The 11,470-nt window shown below is 64.4% G+C and carries 17 protein-coding genes and 1 tRNA gene; 10 read left to right on the top strand and 8 right to left on the bottom strand.

Annotation, left to right across the window (positions count from 1 at the left end; genetic code table 11):
- The 5 genes from VML93_RS07025 to VML93_RS07045 all read right to left on the bottom strand — a co-directional run.
- A partial coding sequence (locus tag VML93_RS07025; RefSeq protein ID WP_325609054.1) for a phosphatase RsbU N-terminal domain-containing protein occupies positions 1-859 on the bottom strand: 859 nt, incomplete at its 3' end.
- A gap of 7 nt (positions 860-866) precedes the next feature.
- Positions 867-1,493 carry a SpoIIE family protein phosphatase gene (locus tag VML93_RS07030; RefSeq protein WP_325609056.1) on the bottom strand — a complete coding sequence of 209 codons (627 nt, stop codon included), beginning with the start codon at positions 1,491-1,493 and terminating at the stop codon, positions 867-869.
- Positions 1,486-1,905 (bottom strand): ATP-binding protein, encoded by a 420-nt coding sequence (locus VML93_RS07035; RefSeq protein ID WP_325609058.1) that lies wholly within the window; start codon positions 1,903-1,905, stop codon positions 1,486-1,488. Before VML93_RS07035 ends, VML93_RS07030 begins: the two co-directional genes overlap by 8 nt.
- The gene (locus VML93_RS07040) at positions 1,895-2,293 is read right to left on the bottom strand and encodes an STAS domain-containing protein (protein WP_325609060.1); all 399 of its coding nucleotides are present in this window, start codon (positions 2,291-2,293) and stop codon (positions 1,895-1,897) included. Before VML93_RS07040 ends, VML93_RS07035 begins: the two co-directional genes overlap by 11 nt.
- A gap of 33 nt (positions 2,294-2,326) precedes the next feature.
- On the bottom strand, positions 2,327-3,229 hold the full coding sequence (locus VML93_RS07045; protein ID WP_325609061.1) for an STAS domain-containing protein: 903 nt from the start codon (positions 3,227-3,229) through the stop codon (positions 2,327-2,329).
- Between the two features lie 198 nt (positions 3,230-3,427).
- Here VML93_RS07045 and VML93_RS07050 point away from each other — a divergent pair, with 198 nt between their 5' ends.
- From VML93_RS07050 to VML93_RS07080, 7 genes are all read left to right on the top strand, one after another.
- The gene (locus VML93_RS07050) at positions 3,428-3,796 is read left to right on the top strand and encodes an STAS domain-containing protein (RefSeq protein WP_325609063.1); all 369 of its coding nucleotides are present in this window, start codon (positions 3,428-3,430) and stop codon (positions 3,794-3,796) included.
- A 7-nt stretch (positions 3,797-3,803) separates the two neighbouring features.
- Positions 3,804-4,304: a DUF6328 family protein gene (locus VML93_RS07055; RefSeq protein WP_325609065.1), complete on the top strand. Its 501-nt coding sequence runs from the start codon at positions 3,804-3,806 to the stop codon at positions 4,302-4,304.
- A 146-nt stretch (positions 4,305-4,450) separates the two neighbouring features.
- The gene (locus VML93_RS07060) at positions 4,451-4,705 is read left to right on the top strand and encodes a hypothetical protein (RefSeq protein WP_325609067.1); all 255 of its coding nucleotides are present in this window, start codon (positions 4,451-4,453) and stop codon (positions 4,703-4,705) included.
- A gap of 166 nt (positions 4,706-4,871) precedes the next feature.
- Positions 4,872-5,174, top strand: coding sequence for a DUF4193 domain-containing protein (locus VML93_RS07065; protein ID WP_325609069.1), 303 nt, complete (start codon positions 4,872-4,874; stop codon positions 5,172-5,174).
- Positions 5,175-5,431: 257 nt separating this feature from the next.
- A complete protein-coding gene (locus tag VML93_RS07070; protein WP_325609071.1) occupies positions 5,432-6,085 on the top strand; it encodes a hypothetical protein in 654 nt (217 codons plus the stop codon).
- A gap of 11 nt (positions 6,086-6,096) precedes the next feature.
- Positions 6,097-6,840, top strand: coding sequence for an alpha/beta hydrolase (locus tag VML93_RS07075; RefSeq protein ID WP_325609073.1), 744 nt, complete (start codon positions 6,097-6,099; stop codon positions 6,838-6,840).
- Positions 6,837-8,216, top strand: coding sequence for a cytochrome P450 (locus VML93_RS07080; protein ID WP_325609074.1), 1,380 nt, complete (start codon positions 6,837-6,839; stop codon positions 8,214-8,216). The genes VML93_RS07075 and VML93_RS07080 overlap by 4 nt, the downstream gene beginning before the upstream one ends.
- Here VML93_RS07080 and VML93_RS07085 read toward each other — a convergent pair.
- Entirely contained in the window at positions 8,213-9,670 is a 1,458-nt protein-coding gene (locus VML93_RS07085; protein WP_325609082.1) for a DUF4185 domain-containing protein, read from the bottom strand. The two genes, VML93_RS07080 and VML93_RS07085, sit on opposite strands and share 4 nt — an antisense overlap.
- On the opposite strand from VML93_RS07085, the gene VML93_RS07090 reads away from it, so the two are divergent.
- On the top strand, positions 9,615-9,773 hold the full coding sequence (locus tag VML93_RS07090) for a hypothetical protein (RefSeq protein WP_325609084.1): 159 nt from the start codon (positions 9,615-9,617) through the stop codon (positions 9,771-9,773). The two genes, VML93_RS07085 and VML93_RS07090, sit on opposite strands and share 56 nt — an antisense overlap.
- A 141-nt stretch (positions 9,774-9,914) precedes the next feature.
- On the opposite strand, the gene VML93_RS07095 is transcribed toward VML93_RS07090, so the two are convergent.
- Positions 9,915-10,361: a hypothetical protein gene (locus VML93_RS07095; protein ID WP_325609076.1), complete on the bottom strand. Its 447-nt coding sequence runs from the start codon at positions 10,359-10,361 to the stop codon at positions 9,915-9,917.
- A 385-nt stretch (positions 10,362-10,746) separates the two neighbouring features.
- Here VML93_RS07095 and VML93_RS07100 point away from each other — a divergent pair, with 385 nt between their 5' ends.
- A complete protein-coding gene (locus tag VML93_RS07100; RefSeq protein ID WP_325609078.1) occupies positions 10,747-10,902 on the top strand; it encodes a hypothetical protein in 156 nt (51 codons plus the stop codon).
- 45 nt (positions 10,903-10,947) lie between these two features.
- Positions 10,948-11,256, top strand: coding sequence for a DUF732 domain-containing protein (locus VML93_RS07105; RefSeq protein ID WP_325609080.1), 309 nt, complete (start codon positions 10,948-10,950; stop codon positions 11,254-11,256).
- Between the two features lie 33 nt (positions 11,257-11,289).
- On the opposite strand, the gene VML93_RS07110 is transcribed toward VML93_RS07105, so the two are convergent.
- Positions 11,290-11,363 (bottom strand) — tRNA-Pro (locus VML93_RS07110).
- Positions 11,364-11,470: the final 107 nt, after the last annotated feature.

Genomic DNA, 11,470 nt, shown 5'->3' on the forward strand with positions numbered 1-11,470 from the left:
TCGATACCGACGGCTCGCCGGCGACCTGGATGGTTGGTTCACCGTCGCCTGAGGGCCAGATGACTGCGACCACCCGCTGCACGTCGACTGTCGTGCGGCATTCCTCGAGGGTGATCGACAGCACCTCGGCCAAGCTCTTGGCCACGCCCACAGCCGTGGCCAGTCGCAGCACCGCGCTTTCTCTGGCCGCAAACGCCCGTTGTGCGGTAATGTCGCGAACCGTTCCGACGAATGCGTCATGATCGCTTCCCGACCCGCGTACCGCGTTGATACTCACCGTCACCCATGCCAGACGGCCGTCAAGGTGGCGAATCGGTGTCTCGTACTCCGCACTGCCGTCCTGCAGAACCCGGCCTATTTGCCGCGCGGCCGCCTTCTTGTCCAGCAGCCACGGGTGGGGCCATACGTACGGCATGCCCTCGGCGGGAAAGCCGATGATCTCGGCGAAGGCGTCGTTCATCTCGACGATCGCGCCTTGCTGATCGGCGACGAAGAACCCCTCCTGCAAGGAATTCACCAAGGCGTTGCGGAACTTGTCGCGATCGGCGAGACCCTCAGCGCGGGCCCGTTGTTCCTCGTAACGCCTGGTGCCGTCGAGATAGCCGCGAGTTACCACGTCGAGCGCGGCCAGCGTCTGCAACAGGAATTCGACCGAGGCCGGCCTGTCGAAGTCCGGTCTCTTTGAAGGTTCGTCTATTTCGGCGAAGTGGTTCTCGATGATCTCGAGCATGCTGATCTGTTCTTGCAGGGCCCGTCGCCCGAGCTCGTGGCCGACCGCCAAGCTGCCCTCGTCATGCTTTTCCAGATAGCTTTTCAGCGCGGCGACGTAGCGTGCATGAAAGTCATTGTTGTCGTTCATATCTTGCTCATATGGGAGTACCCCGGTGACGCGCGGCCAGCACCATCGCGTCGTCTGATTCCTTTGCGTGTTTACCCAGGATCTGCTCGGCAATACGTGATGCCGAGGCGGCAAAGTCGATGTGGTCCAAGTGATCTTCGGCGATGCCGTCGCTCACGATGACAAGCAGGTCCCCGGTGCGTATCGGAACCACTTGTGCGGGTGTGATATCCGGTATCCGGTAGCCGATGATGCCGGCGGTCAGTCGGACTGAGGAACGGATCTGGACGCCGCTGGCCGCCTTGGCGACGAGGTTGGCGCTGACATTGCCGACTCCGGTCCAGGACAGTTGGCCGGCAGCGAAATCGATGCGGGCCAGGGTCATCGCCACCCCCCTGGTGCCGGCCAGCACGCGGTGGCAGAGCTGGACCAACACCTCCAGCCGTTCTCCGGAGGCACCCTTGAGCACGTCCACGCCCTTGGTAGCCGCGCTTGCGGCGGCCGGGCCGTGGCCCAGCCCGTCCAGCACACCGAACAGGGCAGTCCGGTCGTCGACGCCGACCGCAAGTGACTGGTCGCCGCAGACATGCTCGCCGGGCCGTGGGCGTCCGGCCATGGCCCACTCGATCGGGCCAAATCGGCCTTGATCACGCACGGGCCGGAACCCATTTCCACATCTCGACTACAGTTCCCCGGCCGAGCGCGGACTGCACGACCAGGCGGTCCATCAAGCGGCGAGCGCCCGGTAGGCCCAGGCCGAGCCCGCGCCCGGTGGAGTAACCGTCCTCCATTGCCCGCTCGATATCGGCGATGCCGGGCCCGTCGTCCTCGGCGCGTACCACCAGCGCCTTGCGCCCCTCCCGATCGGTCACCGCCACCCGGATCGCGCCGCGACCGGCGTAGCTGGTGATGTTGCGTGCGACTTCGGAGATCGCGGTGGCGATCATGGTGACGTCGGTCAGCGAGAATCCCAGGTCGAGGGCGAGCTGATGTCCGGCTTTGCGGGCAGCGACGATGTCGTCGGGGTTCTCGATGTTGACGGTGATGTCACTGATCTCACCCGCCACCGTCGCGCCCGATCGTCGATTTCGCCGATTTTGGGAGCCCCAACTTGCGATTGAGCAGCGCTATCCCCTCTTCCAGGTCTAGCGCGGTGTTCATGTCGTCGAACGCCAGTCCCAGCTGGACCATCGCGAAGGCCACCTCTGGCTGCAGACCCACGATCACCGTGTCGGCACCACGCAGCCGGGTCATATGCGCGATCGTCCGCAGCGACCGGGCCGCGAAGGAATCCATCACGTCGATGGCGGTGACGTCGACGATGATTCCCTGCGCGCGGAACCGGCTCACCCGCTCCATGAGGTCGTACCGCAACCGCTCGGTGTCGGAGTCGCTGAGCGCGGCCTGCACGGTTGCGATCAGGATCGCGCCCTGCTTCAGGATTGGTACTGGCATGAGTCTGGTGGAATTTTTGCGCTTGCCCTCTGTTTAGCCGCTTGCCTCGCCGGCGCGGGTGACCTCGTAGCCCAGCAATCGCTCGGCTTCCTCGATACCGCCCTGCAGGTCGCCGACGGCATTCATCTTCGACAGGTCCAGCCCGATCGTCACCAGCGTCAGGGCGATCTCCGAGGACAGGCCGGTGATGATCACGCTCGCGCCCATCAACCCCGACGCGTCCACCGTCTGCACCAGGTGGTTTGCCACTGTCGAGTCGATGGTGGGCACACCGGTGATGTCGATCACCACCACTTTCGCGCGGTTGGCGCGGATGGCGCGCAGCAGCTGCTCGGTGACCTGCCGGGCACGCTGACTGTCGAGGACACCGATGATGGGCAGAATCAGCAGTTGCTCGCGCACCTGCAGCACCGGCGTGGACAGCTCGCGGATGGCCTCCTGCTGCTGCCGGATGATGCGTTCGCGTTCCTGCACGAAGCTGACGCCCACGGTGTTGGCGATCCGGTTCGCCGCCGGTTCGTAGGCGTCGAGCACCCGGTTGAGCATCCCGAACTCTGCCTGGTACTTCTCGAACAGAGAGCGCGCGAGCACGTCTCGCAGTAGCAGCACGATGCCAAGCACCTCGTCCGTTTCCACGCCCCGCGGGATGATGCGTTCGGAGAGGTCGCGGGCGTAGGCCTGCAGTGCCTCGACGCTACCGGTCTCGAGCACCTCGACGTAGTTGTCGTACACCGCGGTGGCTTCGGAGAAGAGTTCCTCGGGCGTCATCGCGGTGAGCAATTGGGCTTCGGTGATCCTGCGGGCCCATTCCTCGCGCAGAATGGTTCGATTCCGCCGCAGGTGCTGGACCAGCTGGGGCAACAGACCCTCACTGGAGATGCTGACCGTCCCTGCGCTGGCGCTGGTGTTGGTGCTCTCCAAGGGCGAATCCGACATCTGGCCTCCTAGGGCCTACTAAACCTACTAAGCCTACTAAGCCTGGCGTATCGCGCTCCGCACGGCGCAGTTCCTATGGCGAGACTAGCCTGGACAGTTGCACGGTAGGTGTTGAGGTCTTTTCTTCTCCGCAGTTCGCCAAGCGGGTTAGGCTTGCACCACACTTACGGCACTTGAGGCCCGGACGAAGGATCGCCATTGTCAGCTCCTGATTCGATTACCACGTTGGTTGCGGACCACGATGGGGTGTCCGTGGTCACGGTCAGCGGCGAAATCGATTTGGTTACCGCTCCCGCCTTGGAACAAGCAATTGGCGCAGTGGTTGCTGACACTCCGACCGCGCTGGTCATCGACCTTTCCGCGGTCGAGTTTCTCGGCTCGGTGGGGCTGAAGATCTTGGCGGCGACCTACGAAAAGCTCGGCACCTCGGCCGAGTTCGGGGTGGTGGCGCGTGGCCCGGCGACCCGGCGGCCGATTCACCTGACCGGCCTGGACAAGACCTTTGCGCTGTACCAGACGCTGGAGGACGCGCTGACCGGCGTGCGGGACGGCAAGCTGAACCGCTAGCCCGAGCATGGATGTCGATCATCCGGAGCGGGATCAGGGCTGGAATAGCCGCGAGCGCGACGAAACCGAACTCGAACGGCTGGACCGAAACTGGAGCAGCCTGCTGCAAGAACTGCGCGTGGTACAGACCGGCGTCCAGCTGCTCACCGGTTTCCTGTTGACGTTGCCGTTCCAGCAGCGTTTCGACGTTCTCAGCGCAGACATGCGCAATGTGTATCTGGCGACGGTGAGTTGTTCGGCGGCCGCAACGGTGCTGTTGATCGCGCCGGTCGCCATGCACCGGCTGCTGTTCCGCCGCCATCGCCTCCAGGTGCTGGTGTCGGCGGCGCACCGGTGTGCCTTCGCCGGGCTGGGACTGCTCGGCGCCGCGCTGACCGGGATGACGGTCATCGTTTTCGCCGCGGTGTCCGGGCGCAACGCCGGCATCGTCGCAGGGGCGTGCGCGCTGGGACTGTTCACGCTGTTTTGGCTGTTAGTGCCGCTATTGCTGCGCTTGGGCGGGAAGTGAGGGCGCCGCGCGATCTCCGGTGTTTGATTTTCGCGGCGAAGGGGTAACTCCCGACCGTGTTTGTCGCGCCGACTCCGCCGGGATCTCGAAGCGGACCTGTTGACGATGGATCTGGCACTGCCGGGCACGTCGGTGAATCGGCGAGCGTGGCCAGCCGGGTGGCGGCCGCCGTCTGGGCGGTCGCTCTGGTGGTGGGCCTTATCGCCTTGGCGAACGGGTACCTGGTGGTGGCTGCCGCGACTTTGCTTCTGGCCGCAACGGCACCCTGGTTCGGGTTGGCCGCGGTGCTGCGTAGCAAACCGCGCGTTCTCGATAGTGAATTGCCTTGGCCGTCACCGCGTTTCGAGAAAACTGCGCCCGCGCCCAGCGGTGGGTACCGGATCCGGTTGCCGGCCCGCTAAAGCTCCCGGTTTGGCCGGTTTCGCCGTGTGCCTCGGCGCCGGTAGTCACGTGTTGAATTTCTTCGCATTTATAGGTGTGGCCAGCGTCTGAACGGGGTATCGCCTGTGCCACGGGTTGACTACATGCAGCCAGGTTGACCCTCCCCTCAGCGAGGAAGGAAAACCCATGTCGACCGCAAGCGATTACGACGCCCGCCGCGTGTCCGACGTCGATACCGCGGACAGGTCCCCATTTCGCGAGCTGACACCGGTGTTGCCCAGGTCATCGGCGGCAACGGTGGACGACGACCTGAACGACGTGCCATTTTTCGACCTTCCCGGCGCCGACCTGTCCGGCGAAGAATTGACGGTGGCCGTGATCCCGGTGCGGACCGACGAATTCACCTGTTCGAGCTGCTTCCTGGTTCAGCACCGCAGCCGGCTGCGCAGTTCCGCCGGTGGCCGCCCGATCTGCGCTGACTGCGCGTGACGCCGCCGGGCATCGGTGTGCCTGACTGAAATCGCTTGTGGTGGCCGTTTGGCCCGCGATCGGTACGGCATTGGCGGCTGCGCCCCGCTACTGTTCGGCAAATGGGGATCAGCCGGCGCGTCTTGGTCGCGATCGCCGTCGCTGCGACGATCACGACAGGTGGGTGCCGGGCGGCTGGACCCGCGCACGTGTCGGCCTCGACTTTATCCAATGTCGCTGCGCCACAACAAGAACCGCCTCCATGCCAGAAGGTGTCCATGGACTTCGGGCCGAACTTGCACGACCAGCATGTGCGGTGTGTGCTGCAGATCGGCACCGGCCTGACGATTGACGTGTCCAGCGATCCGGCATGGTCGTTCACCCTACGGAACCAAGGTGCGGTTGCTCAGGAGTTCCGGGAGCCCACCGACGCGATCGGGGAAACCGGTGTCGTACCCGGGCTGCAAGACATCGACAACAGCGGCACGCCCGCGTTGCTGGTTGTCACCGGACGGGGCGGGACCGGAGGCGAACCGATGGCCGTATGGCGGATGACCGGCCAGCCAACGGGATTCGTCCGGGCCGGCACGATATTCGGATTTCGCCGCTTCTATCCACACCCCGAGGGATTCTTCGGCCTCTACGCGCATGCCAGCGCCGTGGAGGGAGGGGTGCAGCTGTATCGCTGGGTCGACGACAAGCTGGTCGAAGTGGCCCTGCTCGAGATGCGGGCGGCCGAAGCGGGGCCGGAGCCCTTTGTGCAGCACGACTGGGTGCGCAACGGCAATGTCCTGTGCAGGCTGTACAGCGACGACTATCCGGCGGGTGCTCAGGCCAAGCAGGTAGCCGCGTTGCAGGCCGTCGGAATCGACCCCGCGATCGCACAGGAGCATTTCTGCACGCAGCCATGGGTCGCGACGATCTACCGGTAGTGTCACTGTCTGTGCCGCTTCCCGATTTGGTTCTCATCCACGGCGGAGCCCACGCCGCGGACAGCTGGGATCTGGTGGTGAGCGAATTACACCGCAGCACACCGGAATTGCGGGTTCTAGCGGTCGACTTGCCCGGTCGTCGGGGTAAGCCGGGGGACCTGCGCAAGGCGACGATCGGGGATTGGGCGGATTCGGTTGTCGCTGACGTCGATCAGGCCGAGCTGGGCAGAGTCGTCATCGCCGCGCATTCGATGTCGGGGTTCATCGTGCCGAGCGTGGTGGCCAAGCTGGGCGCGTCGCGCGTCGCAGAGACGGTCTTCGTGACCGCGATCATTCCGCCCGAAGGGCGTTCCATGGCGGACACCATCCCGGGGCTCGCCGCCCCATTCGTCCGTTGGGGCGCCAGGATCGGCAGACCCTACAAATCGCCGCTGGCGGCGCGTGTGCTGTTCTGCAACGGGATGACCCGAGCGCAAAGGCAATTCGCGATGTCGCGGATCTGGACGGAGTCCATGACCATCGTTGCCGAGCGGATGGAGCGTTGCGATATTCCGGCGGACGTATCCCGAACCTGGGTCATGACGCTCGACGACCGAACGCTGTCGCAAGCTCAACAGCTGGCCAGCATCGACGCGCTGGGCGGTGTGGATGCCGTCTATCCGATAGACACCTGCCACGACGTGATGATCAGCGAACCGCGGCGGCTGGCGCAGATCCTGCTGGAACGCTGCCAGGCGCGCGCTCTGACTCCTTGACCTGGCCAAGCCCGCCGTGTTGTGTCGTTAGCGTGGAACCGGATGCCTTGCCCCCGCCACCGGGGCTGCCCGCTCCCCACAGGTTGCGAGTGGCTTTCGCGGCAGCGTATGCGGTGGCTTACCTGGTGGGCGGAGAGCGCCGGATGATGCGGTTGATCCGTCGATACGGCCCGATAATGACCATGCCGATCCTTAGCCTCGGCGACGTCGCGATCGTCTCCGACCCGGCGCTGGCCAAGGAAGTCTTCACCGCTCCAACCGATGTCCTGCTCGGGGGTGAAGGCGTGGGACCCGCGGCGGCGATCTACGGGTCGGGATCGATGTTCGTGCAGGAGGAACCGGAGCATCTTCGGCGGCGCAAGCTGTTGACGCCGCCGTTGCACGGAGCAGCACTGAACAGTTACGTGCCGATCATGGAGGACTCCACCCGCGCGGCGATGAGCGGCTGGCCGGTCGACCGGCCGTTCGAGATGTTGGAGGCAGCACGGTCGCTGATGCTGGACGTGATCGTCAAGGTCATCTTCGGCGCCGATGATCCCGACGAGGTGCGGCGCCTGGGCCGGCCATTCGAGCGGCTGCTGAATCTTGGTGTCTCCGAACAATTGACGGTTCGCTACGCGCTGCGTCACTTCGGCACGTTGCGAGTGTGGCGGCAGCGCGCCCGAGCCAACCGGGAGATCGACGACGTGGTCATGCCGCTCATCGCGCAGCGGCGCAACGATCCCCGGTTGGATGAGCAGGCCGACGTCTTGGCGTTGCTCATGTGTGCGCGCGGCGAAGACGGCGAGCGGTTGTCCGACAGCGAGATTCGCGACGATCTGATCACCTTGATGCTGGCGGGTCACGAGACCACCGCCACGACATTGGCCTGGGTGATGGACCTGCTGCTGCACCACCCCGACGCGCTGCGACGGGTGCGATCCGAAGCTCTCTGCGGCGAGGAGGATTTCACGACGGCGGTGATTCACGAGGCGCTGCGGGTGCGTCCGCCGGCGCCGCTGACGTCGCGTGTCGCCGCGAAAGCGTTCCCGATCGGGGGTTATCGTGTCGATCCCGGCACCCGAATCGTGGTCCACATCATCGCCATCAACCGAAACCCTTCGGTGTATGAGCATCCGCACGAGTTCCGCCCCGAGCGATTCCTCGGCACTCGACCGCAGACATATGCCTGGGTCCCGTTCGGCGGCGGCGTCAAACGCTGTCTGGGCGCTAGCTTTTCGATGCGAGAGCTGATCACGGTGCTGCACGTCCTGCTGCGTGAGGGCGAGTTCACCGCCGTCGACGAAAGCCCCGAGAAGATCGTGCGGCGCTCCATCATGCTCGCGCCCCGCCGCGGCACCAGAGTGCGGTATCGGCCGAGCAGTCGCAAAAGCTAGGGCAGCACAGTGTGCATCAGCATCACGTCGTATGCGGACCACAGCGACAGATTGAAGTAGAGGTCTCTACCCGACGACCAGGGATGGATCATCGGGGCGTAGATGCCGCCGGGCATCTGGAAGGACGAGACGAGCAATTGCTCTGGGCTCCAAGGTCCTTGAGGTGCCGGCGCAGTCCTGGCCACGACGTCGTTCCCGCCGTTGGTGTAGAGCACCAGGTATTGCTTGAGATAGCTGTTGTATTGGCCTGACATCTCGGCGACCGGGCCGGGGATGACCGGTGTGGCCGCTCCCGGGTCGTTCGGGACCCAGCGGCCTTCTCCGTCACCGTTCCAGTATTGGTACTTGCTGAGGTCCGGCACATATTGCGGAGGAACTCGCGACAGATGCGCCGCGCCGCCGCGACCGGCGGGGGTTCCGAACGAGTACAGGTAGCCGTCGTTGCCCTTCATGAACGCGCCCATCTGGAATTTCTCGTTGCCTGGAACGAATTTCGCCCCCGGGACGCTGTCCGGGTCGTTCGGCCGAATAGTGCCCGGGTAAACCCCCCAGTTCTGGCCGTTGTCGCGGGACACTGCGATCGCCGAGAAGTTCGTACGCCAGTCCCCGTCCCGAACCCATTCCCTGATGGACATGAAGTTCATGATTTGTGTGCCGCCGATCGAGATCGCGGCCGTAGGAATGATCCCGGTCTCGTGGGGCGCCTTCCTCATGGTGCGGATGATCTGTCTGGAGAGTCCCGATGGATATGACGGCGACCCCGCATACTTGTCGGTCGCCGAGCCGGGCGCCACGTGAATTCCGTGCGACAGATCATGGTCCGTACTGCGGAACAGCGTGTTGTATCGCCATTGCTGACCGTGGACGCGGCAGTAGCCGAAGGTGTCGCCGAATGCCATGAGGACTTGGCGATTACCGGGATCGCCGTTGTCCCAGGCAATTCCGAGGTCAGTCCCGGAGATGCCGAAACGTTCGAGGGTCTTGTTCGGGCCGTTGATCCCGGTCACCCAGTCGACGAGCGAGGTCGGGGCGCCGGCGATCGAGGCGGGCGGCGGTCCCGGTGGTGCCGCCTCGGGTGCCGGCGGGGCTTGCTGAGGCGCTGGCTGGGGCGGCGGCTGCGGGGCCGCGTTCGGGCGCAACTGGGTTGCATTCGGTGGCTGGGCGCCTGGTTGGGGAGGATTGGGCCCTGGCTGTGTGCCTTCGGCACGTGGTACCACCTGCGCCTGATTCTGCTTCGGCGCGGAGTATCGGGTAGTTCCCGGTTTGAGTAACGACGAGATCAGCGGGCCCAATTTCGGAAGTGGCGCACGGTCATTCGTGTTAGAGGGCCTGCGGCCGGTCGGTGGTCGGACAACCGGCGCGGGCGCCGGCACCGGAGCGGCCGTGGCAGGAGGCTCGATGTTCGCCTCGGGCGCTTCGCACGGCGTGGCGGACGCGGGCGGAGCGACGACGATGCCGACGACGAGTCCGAGAGCGGCCGCCGACGCCACCGAGGCCGATACGATTCGCGGAAACGCCGACAATGTCACACCTTTCACGGGCAAGACGCCGCATTGACGCCCGCACTTGCACATGTGACGATAGAGATCTGCGGGGCTGTTGTGATCAGTGATCCGACAAAAGGTACGCATCTGAGACCGTGTCGCGACCCTTTTGTTCACCTACGAATCGGTCCATGCAGGTGAACGTGGACTGCACCTAGTTCGGATCGGTTTGGGAGTTCTGCCCTTCAAGCAGATGCACGTAGGGATCGTCCTCTGCGCCAACGCTTTCAGGCATCGGATAATAAGTCTTGATCAAAAGGTTACCGTCTTGATCCCAAGCGAAAGTTTCGATGCTGTAAGTTGATTGGACATTGGGCTCGGTGCCGAAGAAGTTCTTGCACACCCACGCCATTTCGTCGCCGTTGACGTGCACGGTGATCATCTTGATCTTCAAGAAGGGCTGGAAGGCGTCGAACGCATCCGAAGTAGCGGTCTCCAAACCGTGCTTCTCTTCGGTGCCCACCGGATCAAACATCCTGACTTCGGCCGGGCAGATGGTTCGCCACGATTCGACCCACTCGTCTTTGCTACCTGCGTTCCACAACTCGGCATGCTTGGCCGCATGCGCCAACCGCGCCTTTCTGCTGGGCACCTTGCTCACCGACCACTCCTTTACAGCACGAATTCCGACTGAACCTTAGCTGGACAGGTGTCCAGTTGTCATCCGGCGTGCTTGTCCGCTCCGCTGGCCGATATGGAGGGTTCGACCCGTCGGTGGGAGGCCGACGCGGGTGCGATGCGGGTGGCGCTTGCCACCATGGCGAACTATGCCTGCGACCAAATCGACCAAGCCCGAACCAAACTCGCACAGCAGGCTGATTCCAACGGCGGCACGACAGATCGAGGCCGATAGCGGCGCATGCGCACCGCGCCCCGGTCGTCGTGGAGCGGAAAAGGTGGCCGGGCAATCCGATTGGCGACGCCCGTAGCGGGTACCCGGGCTTAAGCCCAGCTAATTAGACAGCGTTCAACAGAAGGGGCACACGATGATTATTTTGGGGATCATTCTCCTGGTGATCGGCTACTTCACCGGCCTCGGGTTTCTGTACACGATCGGCGGCATCCTGGTGGTCGTCGGCCTGATCCTGTGGCTCCTGGGAGCCGTCGGGCGACCGGTGGGGGGCCGCAAAGTCTGGTTCTAGCGCCAGGTGGCGTACGGACTGGGCAGCCGATAGATTCTGGTCCGTATGAAGGTGCGTCTGTCCGTCGCAGCGGTTGTCGTGAGCGCCACGGCCCTCGCGGCACCGGTGCACGCAGATCCGGTCGACGCCCAGTTCCTCCAAAACATCCGTAACGGTCTGGGCAGGGAGATACCCGACGAGCGCGGCACCATCGACTACGCGCACAGTCTTTGCAGCGAGATGCAACAGGGCAAGTCCTATGACCGAGTCGTGATGGAGGTCCGGCAGGCCGAGGACTACTGGGACGCCAACGAAGCGGCCTTCTTCGTGAGCGCCAGCGCCCAGGCCTACTGCCCGGAAGTTATCGCCGGGTAGGTCGGCCGCACGCCTGCTAACAGGCTCTTTGGGTCGGGGTGGCGGGATTTGAACCCACGGCCTCTTCGTCCCGAACGAAGCGCGCTACCAAGCTGCGCCACACCCCGCTTGAAGCCACGACAGCGTATCGCACCGGGCCGCCGACTGACCAAACCGCAGGCTAGCCGGCTAGCTCCACGCGCAGGTGCGCTCGAATTCGACCAGCGCCTCGGCC

The sequence above is a fragment of the Mycobacterium sp. genome (assembly GCF_035499775.1).
Lineage (GTDB): Bacteria > Actinomycetota > Actinomycetes > Mycobacteriales > Mycobacteriaceae > Mycobacterium.